At 38.0% G+C, this 17,016-nt stretch carries 15 protein-coding genes; 10 read left to right on the top strand and 5 right to left on the bottom strand.

Annotation, left to right across the window (positions count from 1 at the left end):
• Positions 1-10: 10 nt before the first annotated feature.
• A complete protein-coding gene (locus NLW78_RS13920) occupies positions 11-1,651 on the bottom strand; it encodes a GspE/PulE family protein (protein ID WP_302328580.1) in 1,641 nt (546 codons plus the stop codon).
• A 385-nt stretch (positions 1,652-2,036) separates the two neighbouring features.
• Here NLW78_RS13920 and NLW78_RS13915 point away from each other — a divergent pair, with 385 nt between their 5' ends.
• The 10 genes from NLW78_RS13915 to NLW78_RS13870 all read left to right on the top strand — a co-directional run bounded on the left by NLW78_RS13915 (position 2,037) and on the right by NLW78_RS13870 (position 11,119).
• The gene (locus NLW78_RS13915; protein ID WP_254497762.1) at positions 2,037-2,456 is read left to right on the top strand and encodes a prepilin-type N-terminal cleavage/methylation domain-containing protein; all 420 of its coding nucleotides are present in this window, start codon (positions 2,037-2,039) and stop codon (positions 2,454-2,456) included.
• Complete coding sequence (locus NLW78_RS13910) at positions 2,456-2,953, top strand: prepilin-type N-terminal cleavage/methylation domain-containing protein (RefSeq protein WP_254497761.1); 498 nt, start codon at positions 2,456-2,458, stop codon at positions 2,951-2,953. The genes NLW78_RS13915 and NLW78_RS13910 overlap by 1 nt, the downstream gene beginning before the upstream one ends.
• The gene (locus NLW78_RS13905; RefSeq protein ID WP_254497760.1) at positions 2,954-4,396 is read left to right on the top strand and encodes a hypothetical protein; all 1,443 of its coding nucleotides are present in this window, start codon (positions 2,954-2,956) and stop codon (positions 4,394-4,396) included.
• A gap of 107 nt (positions 4,397-4,503) precedes the next feature.
• On the top strand, positions 4,504-4,950 hold the full coding sequence (locus NLW78_RS13900; RefSeq protein WP_254497759.1) for a hypothetical protein: 447 nt from the start codon (positions 4,504-4,506) through the stop codon (positions 4,948-4,950).
• Between the two features lie 74 nt (positions 4,951-5,024).
• Entirely contained in the window at positions 5,025-5,192 is a 168-nt protein-coding gene (locus NLW78_RS13895) for a hypothetical protein (protein ID WP_254497758.1), read from the top strand.
• A gap of 247 nt (positions 5,193-5,439) precedes the next feature.
• On the top strand, positions 5,440-6,456 hold the full coding sequence (locus NLW78_RS13890; RefSeq protein WP_302328571.1) for an ABC transporter ATP-binding protein: 1,017 nt from the start codon (positions 5,440-5,442) through the stop codon (positions 6,454-6,456).
• A complete protein-coding gene (locus NLW78_RS13885) occupies positions 6,431-7,399 on the top strand; it encodes an ABC transporter ATP-binding protein (protein ID WP_254497757.1) in 969 nt (322 codons plus the stop codon). The genes NLW78_RS13890 and NLW78_RS13885 overlap by 26 nt, the downstream gene beginning before the upstream one ends.
• 58 nt (positions 7,400-7,457) lie before the next feature.
• A complete protein-coding gene (locus tag NLW78_RS13880) occupies positions 7,458-9,092 on the top strand; it encodes an ABC transporter substrate-binding protein (protein WP_254497756.1) in 1,635 nt (544 codons plus the stop codon).
• Between the two features lie 97 nt (positions 9,093-9,189).
• Complete coding sequence (locus NLW78_RS13875; protein WP_254497755.1) at positions 9,190-10,191, top strand: ABC transporter permease; 1,002 nt, start codon at positions 9,190-9,192, stop codon at positions 10,189-10,191.
• A 13-nt stretch (positions 10,192-10,204) separates the two neighbouring features.
• The gene (locus NLW78_RS13870; RefSeq protein WP_437181983.1) at positions 10,205-11,119 is read left to right on the top strand and encodes an ABC transporter permease; all 915 of its coding nucleotides are present in this window, start codon (positions 10,205-10,207) and stop codon (positions 11,117-11,119) included.
• A 60-nt stretch (positions 11,120-11,179) separates the two neighbouring features.
• Here the strand turns inward: NLW78_RS13870 and treC are convergent, their stop codons facing one another.
• The 4 genes from treC to NLW78_RS13850 all read right to left on the bottom strand — a co-directional run bounded on the left by treC (position 11,180) and on the right by NLW78_RS13850 (position 17,001).
• Positions 11,180-12,862, bottom strand: coding sequence for an alpha,alpha-phosphotrehalase (treC, locus tag NLW78_RS13865; protein ID WP_254497754.1), 1,683 nt, complete (start codon positions 12,860-12,862; stop codon positions 11,180-11,182).
• Positions 12,863-12,931: 69 nt separating this feature from the next.
• A complete protein-coding gene (gene treP, locus NLW78_RS13860; protein ID WP_254497753.1) occupies positions 12,932-14,341 on the bottom strand; it encodes a PTS system trehalose-specific EIIBC component in 1,410 nt (469 codons plus the stop codon).
• A gap of 365 nt (positions 14,342-14,706) precedes the next feature.
• Positions 14,707-16,122, bottom strand: coding sequence for a 23S rRNA (uracil(1939)-C(5))-methyltransferase RlmD (gene rlmD / locus NLW78_RS13855; protein ID WP_254497752.1), 1,416 nt, complete (start codon positions 16,120-16,122; stop codon positions 14,707-14,709).
• 9 nt (positions 16,123-16,131) lie between these two features.
• Positions 16,132-17,001 carry a DNA-3-methyladenine glycosylase family protein gene (locus NLW78_RS13850; protein ID WP_254497751.1) on the bottom strand — a complete coding sequence of 290 codons (870 nt, stop codon included), beginning with the start codon at positions 16,999-17,001 and terminating at the stop codon, positions 16,132-16,134.
• Between the last annotated feature and the right edge of the window lie 15 nt (positions 17,002-17,016).

The following is a 17,016-nucleotide window of genomic DNA, read 5'->3' as shown; positions in this document are numbered from 1 at the left end:
TTCGACATTTCTATTCGAGTGCAACACGTAATATTTCTTCCGTTGTTGTAATGCCCTTTTGTACTTTGCGTAAGCCATCTTCAACTAGAAAGGTAAGGCCATTTTTTACTGCTAAGTCTCGTATTTTCATCGTAGATTCATTGTTCAGTAAGGCTTCTTTTATTTCATCGTCAATGACGAGAACTTCGTGAATAGCTGTTCTTCCTTTATAACCAGTCATATTGCACGTAGGACATCCTTCTCCACGATATATTTGATCAACTTCAACACCGTATCGGTCAAATATCTCTTTCTCACTCACAGATACTGGTGATGGCTTTCGGCAATCTCGACATAATCTTCGTACAAGCCGCTGTGACACTACACCGTTAATAGAGGAAGCAATGAGAAACAGTTCAACTCCCATATCTTTTAGGCGGTTAATAGTACCAATCGAATCGTTCGTATGGAGTGTACTAAATACTAAGTGACCTGTTATAGAGGCACGAACTGCCATATCTGCTGTTTCCCGGTCACGTATTTCCCCTACCATTATAATGTTAGGGTCTTGTCGTAAAATCGCTCGTAATCCTTTTGCAAAGGTAAGGCCAACATTCGTATTTACTTGAATTTGGTTGATCCCTTCAACTTGATACTCTACAGGGTCCTCAACCGTAATAATATTTGTGTCGTCCTTATTCAAATAGCTTAACGCTGAGTACATTGTCGATGACTTACCAGATCCAGTAGGTCCAGTCAGGAGGACAATACCGTGCGGTTTTTTGATTAGTTTCAAAAATTTATTTAAATTATCTTTTTCAAACCCGATTTGGTCAATGTCACTTTTTGCCATCGTTAAGTCGAGAATACGGATTACGACTTTTTCCCCAAATACTGTAGGGAGAGTACTAATTCGAAGGTCAATTTGTCGGTAATCAACATTAATCTTGATACGCCCATCCTGTGGTACTCGGTGCTCCGTAATATCTAAGTTGGCCATGATTTTAATTCTAGTAATTAATGCACCTTGAACGTGTTTCGGAAGGCTTCTTTCGGTTCGAAGTGAGCCATCCACACGATAGCGAACTAACACTTTTGTTTCATGGCAATCAATATGTATATCACTGGCATTTTGGATTACCGCTTGCTGAATTAATTGATTTACTAGTTTTACTACCGGAGAGTCTTCATCATCAACAAGACTTTGGACATCTTCTTCTTCCTCAACGTCGTCCCCTAACTCGGTTTGGAAATCGTCTACTTCGTAATATTTAGCCACACAACGGATGATGTCATCCTTTGTTGCAATTAGTGGTTCAATATTAAAGCCTGTAGATAGACGTAAATCATTTATGACGAAATAATCCATTGGATCCGCCATCGCAACGTATAACTTATCTACTTCCTTTTTCAAAGGAATAACGAGATTTCTTTTCGCAAACTCTTTTGTAATTAACTTGAAGAGTGATGTATCAAAAGGATAGTTATATAAACTAACTCTTGGAATACCGAGTTGAAACTCCAGTACTTCTACTAACTGTAATTCGGTTATGTACCCTTTTTGAAGTAATATATCACCGATTTTTTGATGAGATTCTTTTTCATCGAGCGCTTGCATGAGCTGATCTTTTGAAATGACTCCACTCTCTACGAGTAGGTCACCAAGTCGCATATTTTTTTGGATTGCCACTATAAAACCCTCCACAATAAAGCAAGATTTTCTGTATGCTTAGCAAGTCTCGTAAATCTATTAGTTTTTATACTATTATCATACTACTGTTGCTAGAACTTTTCATTAGAAAATATTGAATGATATCATCGATTTTTGACTATTTTTGTAAGTTTACTAAGGATTTCCGAGAAAGTATTTATGTTATCCTCATTAAGCGTTTATAATATGGGATAGAACTTGCTTTTTAAAATAGATTACGACTATTTACCTAGATATTTTTCCCAAATATTGCAAATTACCTATATTCATATTACTATAAAATTACTATTTTACAAGATTTGAACTGAATTTCTTTTTAATTTTCGGTTAAGAAAAGAGGATTATGATGAACATAATAAACAATGAAAAAGGATTAACCCTAACCGAATTATTAGCGTCGATTGTAATCATATCTATTATTCTCCTTAGTTTCTTCTCTTTGTTTGCTCAAGGTGCTACATTCACACAAAAAAATGATTCTTCTATAAAAGGAACGAATTTAGCTAAAGTCGTATTGGATGAGCTGCAGAGCAAAGACGCACTTCCAGCTACGAACGGTGAATATACTTCCTTCAATAGCGAAAATAATCCATACATAAATGCGGTTAACGAAGATGGCACTTTTATAGATAATGAAAAGTTGAAATTAAAATTGATCATTAATGATGAAGAACATACCGAACTACGTAAGGTGAAAATTGAAATTGTTAATCAAGACAACACAAGAATTACGGAGACGTATAAGTATGTAGGAGTGAATGACTAATGAAGAAACTGGATAGTAGAGGGATAACGTTAATTGAACTGTTAGCAACGTTAGCGATCATCGGTACGGTTTCAGCACTGGTCATAGGGATTATTGTGACAAGCATGAACAATTTCCATGCAGCTGAAGATAGTAACAACATTCGTAGTCACGCAAACCACATTATCTTTTCCCTTACCAATGTTCATCAACGGAGCTCCGAATATACGATTGACTATATAAACGAACATTCTTTCTCGATTACGGCCGTAAATAATGAAGGTGCAAACACAACAACGATTAATACATACTACTACCCGATATCTTTACATGTCGATAATGGCAGCGGACCAATCACTTTAACAGAGGAGAACTCCATTCATATTGATCTAACAGATGAAGCAAATAAAAAGCTACATGTACAATTACGTTTAACGAGTGATTCCAACGGCAGAAACGACGAGGTTACACTAAACCCGGTTATATCCCGTATGACGAAAGCAGGAGGTGAGGAGTAAATGGTAAAAAAATTACAAGAAGAGCGGGGATACACGTTAGCCCTCTCTCTTTTCGCAGTCGTAATCATTTCCTTGTTTGGAGTGGTCATTGCAAGTAGTGCAATTACAACCGCTAAACAATCACATCAAATGGATAAAATTTACCGCACCACCCATATTGCTGAAATGGGTGTTACCTATGTCGAAGACAGAGTGAGAGATTATATTGATGAACATCCCCCAGAACCGAAAACAACTCTTAGCAAAAATAACATCCGAAACTATATTGATACGATGCTTAGTGAAATTGATGCTTATGTTAATGGGGTTACCATAGACGAACAGTACCCGGAACGGAAATTTCAGTTGCTTCATGATTACACAATTTCTGTATCTGATGACTTAAACGAAGCGATTGTAACCGTTTCTGTACGTGGTATTGACGGAGATAAGGAGAAAGATTTAACAGCTACAATTATGTTAGTCGATCTATTAAGTGATATTGATGTAAGACGTTTTGATCATAATCATCTAGAACCTCCGAATTTCCTGGAAGAGGAAGATTATGATTGGCAAGAACATAATTGGAGCAACATGACTGGTGAAGAAACGAAGGGGAAGGAAACCGAAACAATTGAGTATGAAACTTATGATGAAGATGTAAATGTGTATAGCGATGCAGAGCTATCCTACTACAATATTGAAGTGAACAATTTAAATGTCGAGGGCCAGACATCTGTTACACAAGAGTCCAATTTAAAAGTGAATGGTGATGCGAATTTTAACAACAATGTTACACTTAGTCAAAATTCGTCTATTATGATCGACGGACATTGCTTTGTGGAAGGAATCTTCAAAACACAACAAGACAATAAAAAAGGACAAGGGGAAGGTGAGCCTAAGTTTACCGTTTGTGGAAATGTAAAATTTTATAAGAAGGTTGATTTTAACGGTAATTATATGGAAATTGGCGGCAACGCTGTTTTTGAGGAAAAGTTTAACCTCACGAATGGCTCTTACCGAACCGGGAGAAGTACATATCTTAAGAAAGGCCTACTCATCGATGCCGGTAATAGTTCTAAGTTCCAAGTTGGAGAAGATCTTTACATCGATGCGGCTACCGGATCATACAGTAGCCAAGCAGGCACTTTTGAGGTGTACAACAATATCATATTCCTCAATGTAAAGGATAAAACAGATCTTTTATTTGATGATTTAAAAAACAATATTCACGTTAAAGGGGATGTCATTGTCCATTATAAAGATGATCAATATGAGACCGAAATAAACCCTATCTCCCACATCCAGATTAAAGAGTATACTGGCAAAGAAAAAAAGAATGAGGGCGGACACATTGTGTATCATTACCCGCTCGGTTCTGTTGATTTCTTAGAAGAATGTTCCGTCTATGAAGTCACTGATCCTGCAGATCTGATTTCAAAATTAGTTGAAGTCAAATACTAATTAACAAGCTGACCAGTGATGGTCAGCTTGTTTTGTATAAAGGTATAAAAGTTTAGGGAAAACTATACAAAAAATATTGGGGTAATCGTTCAAACTAGAGGTGACATATGAAAACACTTTTTACTGTTTTTCTTCTAATCGTACTTACCTTCTCTCCTTCCCGTTTGTTTGCAGAAAGTGATATCAACTTTTTTGAAGTGAACTCGGCTATAGAGAACGTACATAATCGTTACATTGTTCAAACTAAAGGAGAGAAGCCGTTAGAAGGAGCCGTTTTCACCGTAAAAGACATTAAACAAGGCGTCCCTGTAACCGTATCGCTTGAAGTGAAAGGTGAAGGCCATATATATATCCGCACAGAAGAAACAGACCGAAGAGGGAAATTTCTTCAACAACAGACAAGCAAACGACTAACGTTATCCGATGAATGGCAAAGGATTCGCTTTCCCGTTACATTCTCAATGGATGCCCAACTAATCGATGTACTCATTGTCACAAGTTATAAACAAAAAACGGAATTCCAATTTAAAAATGTTAAAGTACTCTCCCAATAAACAGGATTGATCAATAACAACGGCGGAAACTGTACATATTAAAAATAGAAATACTTAGTACAGGAGGATAAAAAATGAAAAAAAACCATGCGATGGCTTATACGACAATTGCAATGAAGCAGCTCGGTTATAGTAAACGAGAAATTGAACAAATCACGAATGAAATGCTTTCCCAATTTGAGAAATACGGTGAGGAAGAAGTAGAAGACCGTGCTGACGAAATATTATATGATGAAGAATAGTTACGTACTCCCATCATTTGATGGGTTTTTTTTTCATTTCCCCTTCCTTATAACAATACCTCGACTAAATATTCAGAAAAGATAAAATACTGCTATTGAAAATAATACCAATATTAAGTATATTAGTAAGGCGAAGCATATTAATTTATTTTTTTGAATTTTCTATGATGTAAATCCTTTCTAAGACATATAAATGAAATATAACCGTTTACTAGATTCAAGAATGACACCCAAGGAGTGAAAAGTAATGGCAGATGTCGTATTAGAAATTAAACAACTTCACACCCATTTCATGACAGATGGAGGCGAAATTCCCGCTGTTGATGGTGTGAGTTTCAAAGTACATAAAGGCGAGGTTGTAGGTATTGTAGGAGAATCCGGCAGTGGAAAAAGTGTTACTTCTTTATCAGTAATGCAGTTAATCCCAAGCCCTCCTGGGAAAATCGTAAGCGGGGATATTAACTTCAAAGGGGAAAATCTTGCCCAGGTATCAGAAAAACGTATGCGCGAAATTCGCGGAAATGAAATCGCAATGATCTTCCAAGAGCCGATGACATCTTTAGACCCTCTCTTTAAGATTGGAGATCAAATTATGGAATCTATTCTTCTCCATCAAAACATTAGTAAGAAAGAAGCAAGATTAAAATCTATTAATCTGCTAAAACTTGTTGGAATTCCCAGAGCAGAATCAGTTGTGGATGAATATCCCCACCAATTGTCAGGTGGTATGAGGCAACGAGTTATGATTGCGATGGCGATGTCATGTAACCCTGAATTGCTCATAGCAGACGAACCTACAACTGCATTAGATGTAACCATTCAAGCCCAAATATTAGATTTAATGAAAAACTTGAATAAAGAAAAAGAAACTGCCATCTTAATGATTACACACGACTTAGGTGTTGTTGCAGAGGTTTGTGATCGTGTTGTTGTCATGTATTGCGGACAGGTGGTCGAAGAAGGAACAACTCGTGAAATTTTAAAAGATCCAAAACATCCCTACACGAAGGGACTAATCCGTTCCTTACCGAAATTACACGAAAAAGAACAACGGTTGTACTCTATTCCCGGTACTGTGCCTAAACCAAGTATGGATATGGTCGGGTGTCGCTTTGCCGACCGTTGTGAGTTTGCTTTTAAGCGATGCTTTGCGGAAACACCAGAACTTCTTTCCCATGAAAATGGCCGCCAATCAAGATGCTTCTTATATGATGAGAATGAAGGGAATGAACTAAAAGATGCAGAAACCAATATTAGAAGTTAACGGACTCAAGAAATATTTTGATTTAAAAGGCGGTGTGTTCGGCCGTAAAGTCGGTGAAGTGAAAGCAGTGGACGACGTCTCTTTTACCGTTATGGAAGGTGAAATTCTTGGCATTGTTGGTGAATCTGGTTGTGGTAAATCTACGACCGGAAAGTCCATTTTGCGACTAATTGAACCGTCTGAAGGTGAAGTGAAGTTTGAAGACCAAGACATTACTCATCTTAACGATGAAGAGATGCGGAAGCTTAGAAGAGATATGCAAATTATCTTCCAGGACCCATATGCTTCGTTAAATCCGAGACACACAGTAGAGAAAATCATTAGTGAACCTCTGTTAGTCCATGGTATTAAAGATTCAAAACAGCGTAAGCAAAGGATCCACGAACTACTGGAAGTTGTTGGACTCAGCTCATACCACGCATCACGTTATCCCCATCAGTTTAGTGGTGGACAACGACAGCGAATCGGTATAGCGCGTGCTTTAGCAAATAATCCGAAGTTAATCATTTGTGATGAACCTGTATCTGCGTTAGATGTATCGGTACAATCACAAATCTTAAATTTAATGGAAGAATTGCGGGATGAGTTTAACCTTACATATATCTTTATAGCCCACGACCTCAGCGTCGTAAAACATATTAGCGACCGAGTCGGCGTAATGTATTTAGGAAGAATGGTCGAGCTTGCAGACAAGGACACATTGTATAGTAATCCGAAGCATCCATATACACAAGCTCTGCTATCCGCCGTTCCGGTTCCAGATCCCGATGAGAAAAAGGAACGTGTCATTTTAGAAGGAGACGTACCAAGTCCGTCTAACCCCCCTGCAGGGTGTGCCTTCCACACACGTTGCCCGAAAGCAATGGACATATGTAAAGAGATTAGACCACAGTTTGAAGAAATTGGCGATAACCACTTCGTTGCATGTCATTTATATGAATAAAGCGATGCAACGAAGTGGTCATCATATAAAAATGAAATTAATAGGGGGTAAACAAAGTATGAAGAAGTTTTCTTTTTTACTCGTTCTCATGCTTGCGTTAGTTTTAGCAGCATGTAACAACGAGGCATCAGACGATGAAGACCCATCGAACGACAGCGATAACAACAACAACGAGGAACGTGAGCAGGTACTTGTCTTTGCTCGAGGAGGAGATTCCGAGAGTTTAGACTTTGCTAGTACAACAGATGGGGAATCTTCCCGTGTAACGAAACAAATTTACGAAAGTTTACTAGAGTTTGACAAGGAATCCTTCGACATTACACCTGGTTTAGCTCACGACTGGGATGTAGAAGATGACGGAAAAAAATACACATTCTATCTTGAAGAAGGTGTAACTTTCCATGACGGAACTGAGTTCAACGCAGAAGCTGTAAAGACAAACTTTGAGCGTTGGTCTGATCCTGGTCACAAATACGCTTTTACAGATGAAGGATACTCATATGTTATTTACAGCATTATGTTTGGCGGTTTTAAAGGTGACGAAGGTCATGTCATCGAAGAAATTAATGTCTTAGACGACTATACAATTGAATTCGTATTAAACCGTCCACTAGGCTACTTTTTACAAAATATGGCTATGAGTTACTTTGCGATTACTTCTCCAGCAGCACTTGAGCAATATGGTCCAGAAATTAACGAAAACCCTGTTGGTACAGGTCCATTTAAATTTGTTAGTTGGACTAAAGATGACACAATCGTGCTAGAGAAATTTGAAGATTACCGTAAAGATGGTTTACCTAAACTAGATCGTGTAATTTTCGAGGTTATCCCGGATAACGCTGCACGCTTAATCTCTTTACGTTCAGGTGAGATTGATATTATGGATGGCTTAAACCCTGATGATGCTGCAGGTGTTGAGTCTGATGACACGTTAGTATTGCACACACGTGCTGCTAACAACTTCGGTTACTTAGGATTAAACACGAGCAAAGCACCGCTGGATAATAAGCTCGTTCGTCAAGCAATTAATCATGCAGTTAACCGTGAAGCGATTGCTGAAGCGTTATATGCTGGCTACGCTATCCCTGCGGTAAACCCATTACCACCAGGTTATCTTGGCTTTAACGATGAATTAGAAGGATATGACTATAATTTAGACAAAGCAAAAGAACTATTAGCAGAAGCCGGCTATGAAGACGGTGTCGAAATTGATCTATGGACGATGCCTGTTGCGAGACCATATATGCCGGACCCAGAAACTGTTGCTGAAATCATTCAAAACGATTTAGCGCAAGTTGGGATTACAGCAAACATTGTACGTGAAGAGTGGGGGCCTTACTTAGAAAAAACAGCAAACGGTGAACAAGAAATGTTCATGTTAGGCTGGTCTGGTACAAACGGGGACCCTGATTACTTCTTAGGTAGCTTACTACATGGTGATGCTGCTGGCGGAAGTAACCGTACATTCTATCAAAATTCTACTGTTGATGAACTTTTAGACCAAGCAAAAGTATCTATTGATCAAGAAGAACGTGCAGAACTATATAAAGAAGCACAACGACTTATTTTAGAAGATTCACCAATGGTTACATTAGTTCACTCTACTCCAGTTTTAGCAGCTCAAGATTATGTGAAAAACTATGTGCCACACCCATCTACAAGTGAATCACTTGCAGAAGTTGAATTAGAGTAACTATACACGACTGGAGGGTAGTAGAGTGAGCCTCTACTACCCTTTATTTTTTCTAATAAAACAGCAACGATAATAACAGAGAATTGAGGTGAATGCTATGCTAGCCTACACAATAAGACGTCTACTTATGTTAATTCCTGTCCTGCTGGGAATGACTTTACTTGTTTTCTCTATTGTTCACTTTATACCAGGTAATCCTGCTCAAATTCTCCTTGGTGAAACAGCCACTGAAGAAGCAATCGAAAAATTGGAAGAACAGATGGGGTTAAACAAGCCATATGTCGTTCAATATGGAATTTATGTTAGCAACCTATTACAAGGTGATTTAGGAATATCGCTAAAAACAAAATCGGAAATAGCTACTGAGATCTTGCCAAAATTGGCGGCTACCTTTGAGCTCACCTTTTTTGCCATGTTATTTGCGATTTTCATTGGAGTTAACGCTGGTATCATTAGTGCATGGAAACAAAATTCTTGGTTTGACTTTTTAGCTATGTTTTTCGCTCTAGTCGGTGTATCTATGCCTATCTTCTGGCTCGCTTTAATGGAGCAATGGGTATTTGCCCAGGAGCTTGGATGGTTACCTGCATCAAGTAGAGAAAATAGCCGAGATCCTATTACTGCAATCACCCATTTTTATGTGATTGATTCTCTTCTACACCTTGACTTTGAACGATTAATCACAACGTTAAAACACCTCGTCTTGCCGAGTATCGCCTTAGGAACCATTCCGATGGCCATCATCGCACGTATGACCCGTTCAAGTATGTTAGAAGTGATGAATTCTGACTACATTCGTACGGTACGCGCGAAAGGTGCAGGGCAATTTTTAGTTGTTTATAAGCACGCTCTTAAAAATGCTATTATTCCTGTTCTCACAGTTATCGGTCTCCAAACAGGAGTACTATTAGGTGGAGCAATATTAACAGAAACAATCTTTAGTTGGCCGGGAGTAGGACGATATATTTTTGATGCGATAAATTATCGTGATTACCCTGTAATCCAATCGGGGATTTTAATTGTTGCGTTCATATTCGTAATGATCAATTTAATTGTGGACTTGCTATATTCTTATATTGATCCAAGGATTAAATATTAGGGGGGATTTGAACATGAAACTAGAAGAGAAAAAAGAACAAATTGAGCTTGCTTCAACCCCCGTACAAAAACAAGAAGATATGAAAGTGAATTCGCCTTGGAAAGATGCATATAAACAGTTGCGAAAAAACCGATTCGCGGTTACGGGGTTTATCATCATCATATTTTTTATATTACTCGGTTTGTTTGCTCCTTTATTAACTCCATATTCCTACGAAGATCAGGAAATTATTAAGCGACTCCAGCCACCAAGTGGTGAGCATTGGTTAGGTACAGACAACTTAGGCAGAGATATATTTACGAGAATTGCTTATGGTGCGAGAATTTCACTACAAGTAGGATTTTTCGCCGTAACTGGTGCGCTCGTTTTCGGAACATTGCTTGGCATTATTGCAGGATATTTCGGACGTTGGATTGATATGTTAATTTCTCGTATATTCGATATTTTACTCGCGTTCCCTAGTATTTTATTAGCGATTGCAATCGTTGCAATTTTAGGGGCCTCATTGGAAAATGCCTTAATTGCAATAGCGATCATTAATATTCCGATTTTCGGCCGACTCGTTCGATCAAAAGTAATTAGTTTACGGGAAGAGGAATTTATAATGGCAGCAAGAGCTCAAGGAATGAAAAATGGTCGTATTCTCATTCACCATATACTTCCAAACAGTTTAGCACCTATCATTGTTCAATCGACACTAGGTTTTGGTACAGCTATTTTAGAAGCTGCTGCTTTAGGATTTTTAGGTCTAGGGGCACAACCACCATTGCCTGAATGGGGGAAGATGCTTGCTGATTCACGTGATTTCATTCAGTTAGCTCCTTGGACATTAATCGCTCCAGGGGTTGCCATAATGCTCGTGGTACTTGGGTTTAACTTAATTGGTGATGGCTTACGGGATGCTCTGGATCCTAAAATGAAGAACTAATACAAGTAACACTCCTTAAGTATAAAACTCAAGGAGTGTTTTTATTTGAACGAATTGTGATTATTTTTTCAAGTAATATACAACAGACTCATACGGACGTAGAGTTATGTTACGAAAATTCTCAGCTGAATTGTCATAGTTAGACAATATTACTTCACCACTGTAACCTTCTACATCTACCTCATTTGGTAACGTAAAGCTTACTTCACTGTTATAGAAATTGTTTACGACTAACAACTTCTCTCCTTCACCATTACGAACGTATGCAAAAATTTGCGGATCATCTTTTAACAATAACTGATAATCTCCAGTCGTTATAATGTCATACTGTTTACGAAGCTCAATTAGCTTTTTGTAATGATAAAAGACGGAATCTTTATCTTTTACGGCCTTTTCTGCATTTATGTCTTTATAGTTTTTGGAAACTGGAATCCAAGGTGTACCTTTTGTAAACCCTGCATTTTTACCGTCATTCCACTGCATTGGTGTACGTGAATTGTCACGTGATTTTTGCTTTAAAATAGCTAGGATATCTTCGTCAGACATTCCCTCTTCTTTTTTCATTTTGTATATATTTAATGATTCAACATCACGATATTGATCGATATCATCAAATTTCGGGTCTGTCATACCGAATTCTTCACCTTGAAAAATATATGGTGTACCTTGCATCATATGAATCGTCGTAGCTAACATTTTGGCAGATTCTTTATGATACTCCCCATCGTTACCAAATCGAGAAACGACACGTGGCTGGTCATGGTTACACCAGAATAACGCATTCCAGCCTCCACCTTTATGCATTTCTTTTTGCCATGTAGACAAAATGTCTTTTAACTGAACAAAATCAAAGTCAGCTGTAACCCATTTTTCCCCATTAGGATAGTCTACTTTTAGATGGTGGAAGTTGAATGTCATGTCTAATTCTTTACGATCTGGCCGTGTATATTTAATACAGTTTTCAATCGTAGTAGATGACATTTCCCCAACTGTCATAATGTCATAATGTGAAAACACTTCATTATTCATTTCATGTAAGTAATCATGAATTTTTGGTCCATCCGTATAAAATTTACGGCCGTCTCCTGGAGGTACTGACCCGTCGTCATTTGGGAAACGCTGGTCTTTCGAAATTAAATTAATAACGTCTAGACGAAATCCATCTACACCTTTTTTCAACCAGAAGTGCATCATATCATACACTTCTTTACGCACTTTATCATTCTCCCAATTCAAGTCCGCTTGTGTTACATCGAAAAGATGCAAGTAATATTGTCCGGTATTTTCATCATATTCCCAAGCAGATCCACCAAATTTAGACTGCCAGTTTGTAGGCTCTTGTCCATCTTCGCCATCTTTCCAAATATAAAAATCACGGTATTCATTATCTTTCGAAGCTCTTGATTTAAGGAACCATTCATGATCTGTTGACGTATGGTTTACGACTATATCCATAATAATTTTTATACCACGTTGATGGGCTTCATCTAATAATCGGTCAAAGTCTTCCATCGTTCCGTATTCTTCATGAATATCAAAATAGTCAGCTATGTCATAGCCGTTATCATTTTGTGGTGATTTATAAATCGGTGTAAGCCAAACGACATCTACGCCTAGCTCTTGCAAGTAGTCGAGTTTATCAATAATTCCTTGAATATCTCCTACACCGTTACCAGTCGTATCGTTAAAACTCTTTGGGTAAATTTGGTATACTACCGCATTTTTCCACCATTGTTGATCCATTATTGTTAACACCTCCGAAGTTATGTAAAGAACATGACAACCGTTAACGGTTGCCATGTAAAAGAATTTTTATTGATTACGCATTGCTCGTTTACCAAAGATATAGGTTAGCACGAATGGTACGACAATTACAATCGCCATACCGATGAAGAATGGTATCCATTTATCTGGAAAGATTGATAAGAATCCAGGTAAACCACCTACACCGATAGATGTTGCTTTAACCTTTTGGATTGTAATGAATGATGCTGCAATAGCTGAACCGATTAATGCTGCATAGAATGGGAACTTAAATCGTAAGTTAACCCCGAACATCGCAGGTTCTGTAATTCCAAGGTAGGCAGATATAGCAGATGTAAAAGATAAACCTTTTACTTTTTCATCGCGAGTGACGAACATCATCGCTAATGCCGCAGATCCTTGGGCAATATTGGATAGCGCGAGAATTGGCCATAAGAATGTGCTACCTGTGCTGCCAATTAATTGAATATCAACAGCTAAGAATGTATGGTGCATACCTGTTACAACCAACACTGCGTACAGACCGCCGTAAATCAATCCACCTAATAGCGCAAACGTATCAAAGATTGTAACTAATCCGCTTGTAATCCAGTTACCTACTGTAAACATAACCGGTCCAATCAGGATGAAAGTTAAAAAGCCTGAAACTAATAATGTTAATGGTCCTACCACTAGTAGCTGGAATGCATCTCCAACACGTTTTTTCAAGAAAATTTCTGTTTTGGCAAGGACATAAGATGCAAATAATACTGGCAATACTTGTCCTTGATACCCAATTTTTTGAACATCTAATCCAAATAAATTCCAATAAGGAATGGTACCTTCTTTTAAAGCGTTACCGTAAGCCCAGGCGTTTAATAAGTCTGGGTGAACTAAGATTAGTCCGAGAACAATACCGAGTAACGGACTACCGCCAAACTTTTTAACTGCGGACCAACCAATTAAACCAGGTAAGAAGACGAATGCTGTATTCGCAATAATGTTAATCATGTCCGCTAACCCGGCCCAGTTTGGATTTCGATCAATAAATGATTCCTCATAGAAAATACCTGGGTTTGCTAAGATATTATTAATACCCATTAATAAACCGGCTGTTACGATAGCTGGTAAAATTGGGATAAATATATCTGCAAGCGTTTTAATTGCACGTTGAATTGGGCCTTGTTTTTGTGCTGCCGCTTCTTTCACTTCGTCTTTCGAAGCTTCTCCAACTCCAGTTACTTCTACAAATTCTTTATACACTTTATCGACAGTCCCTTGTCCAATTACGATTTGGAACTGCCCATTTGATGAAAAGGAACCTCTTACAATATCGAGATTTTCTAATTCATCTTTGTTTACTTGCGCTTCATCTTTTAACGCAAGTCGAAGTCGAGTTACACAGTGTGTTGCAGCATCGATGTTATCTTTACCACCAATGGCCTCGACGATTTTCTCTGTCTGTTTACGTAAATCCATCTGTTGTACCCCCTAGATCATCTTTGTTGTTATGCGTCTGGAAGAAGGGTATGGGTAATGTCTCACCTTTAATTTTTGTGTTTCGTAAGCATTTATCCATATTTTTTTTCCTTTTCCCTGCTAAATCACAAAAACTATTATATAAAAAACGCTTACAATTCGTAAAGCAGAAAATATTGTTAAAACGCTTACACGTAAAAAACCTATCGAAGAGAGATGTAATACGTTAAAAAGCAGGGATTCTTCAATGCTGGGCACTTTTCAAAAAAAGGAGAACAGAAACGTTCAATTCTGTTCCCCTTCTCTTTAACAATTTTTCTCCGTTGATTTCGACAATGTGTTTTATAGGCAATAGAGATTTCTTTTTATTTCAATTCTAACAACGTAATACTTTCTACTTGACTTGTTTGCGGAAACATGTCGACTGGTTGAATCGATTTGATTTCGTATTTGCTCATTAATGCATCTAAATCCTTCGCTAACGTTGATGGATTACATGAGACATAAATAAACTTTTTCGGTCTGATCTTTTTTACTGTTTCCAGGAAACGGTTGTCACATCCAGTACGAGGAGGATCCACAATAATAACATCAGGGTCAAACCCTTCTTTCTTCCATTTTGGCAACCAGCTTTCAGCTGTTCCGGTGTAATACTTTACGTTATCGACTCCTCGTTTCTCTGCGTTCTTCCGTGCATCTTTCACTGCATCTTCAATAACTTCCATCCCTCTTACTTCCTTCGCATTTGACGCTAACCATAAGCCAATGGTTCCTACACCACAGTATGCATCTACGACTTTTTCCTCACCCGTCAACTCCGCGACTTTTTTCACTTCATTGTAAAGTTTGATCGTTTGCGCCGGATTTAACTGGAAAAATGCTCGAGCCGATAATTCAAAGCCAATTTCATCAAGCTTTTCTTCAATATATTCTTCCCCTGATAAATGGAAGGTGTTTTCTCCATATATAAGGGATGTTCGTTCATTATTGACGTTCAACATTAAGGATGTGACTTGCGGCAACCTTTTTTGTATTTCCTTAATTAACAACTGTTTTTTCGGGAAACTTTCTTTCGTCGTTACTAACACCAACTGAATTTGACCTGTCTCAAATCCAAGCCGAGTTACAATCGTACGAATTATCCCCTCATGTTTTTTCTCTTGATATACAGGAATATTTAAGTCAGCAATAATTTTCTTCATTTGTAATGCAACGTCATTGGTTTTCGGATGTTGTACGAGACAACCTGTAATGTCAATTAAACGGTGTGAACCTTGGCCATATAACCCAACGATGACATTGTCACGAATTCTCCCAACTTGTAGCTGACTTTTATTTCGGTAATCCCACGGATGCTTCATACCAATTGTTTTTTTGATGATACTAGGATCAACTTCTTTTTTCACATACCGTTCTAGTGACTGAAGGATTAAGTCTCGCTTAAATGCGAGCTGCTTTTCATAACGGAGATGTTGAAGTTGGCAGCCTCCACAAGCTTCGTATACATCACAAGGGGGATCAACACGATCCTTTGATTTTGTTCGTATTCTTTTCATTTCAGCCCGTATATATTTTGGGTACTCCCTAGTTACAACAACTATCACTTCTTCTCCAGGCAATGCTCCTTGGACAAAGACGGCTTTTCGTTTGTAGTACCCAATTCCTTCACCGTTAATCCCCATACGTTTAATTGTAATGAGCAGCTCGACAGGTTTATCACTCTGTTGATTTTGTTGATGTTTCTGTTTTTGACGACCTTTTTGATGTTTATGCTTATTCATATTTATCACCTAACTTTCAATGCTTCGCCATAATGTCAATGACGCATAACTTCGATAGGGCGCCCATTGTTCCCCCATTTTATATATTTCGTCTTTTTTCGGTTTTACATCCAATTGAAGTAATTTTTTTAAGGCATTTTGAATCCCAATATCAGCAGCGGGCAATAAATTAGGCCGACCTAACGCGAATAACAACCAGTTTTCCGCAGTCCATTTTCCGATTCCACGTATTTTCGTAAGCTCCTGCTCTACTTCGTCATCTCTCTTTCCAGCTAGGGTCTGTAAATCTAATTTTCCGTCGACGATTCGTTTCGAGGTATCTATAACATATTCTGCTTTACGCTGACTAAACTGCAGTTCCCTTAATTCTTCATACGGGATTGTCGCAGTTCTTTCGGGTTCGGGGTAATACCAAACACCATTGATTTTTTCTCCATATTTTTGAACAAACCGGGTTGACAAAGTGTGGGCAAACTTCATATTTAATTGCTGATGTATAATAATTTTCATTAACGCACCATATAAATCAAAATCTTTTACGATTGGAGTAGCTGGTAATGACTGAAATAACGAATTTAAATTCGTTTCCTGAAAGTGAGCATGTACCTTACTAAGATCCATATCCCACTGAAATAACTGGAAGATTACACTGACCAATTCACCTTTATGTAATTCACTATCCCCTTTAATATGAAAAACTGGTTTAGAGGTTGTCCCTTTCGCTTCCACTCGCACTACATGTTTGTCACTCCCAAGACGTAATGGTACATCCACCCATCTCTCTGTACGATTTAATTTATGTAACGGGTCTAAACTTAAACGTAAAAGTGTATAATCGAAATCATAAATATAGTCACTCTCATATTCATAAAGCCACATACAGGTCACTCCTTT

Origin of the sequence: Salirhabdus salicampi (genome assembly GCF_024259515.1) — a bacterium.
Lineage (GTDB): Bacteria > Bacillota > Bacilli > Bacillales > Alkalibacillaceae > Salirhabdus_A > Salirhabdus_A salicampi.
Note: the sequence above shows the minus strand (reverse complement) of the source record. Positions and strands in the feature narration are given on the sequence as shown.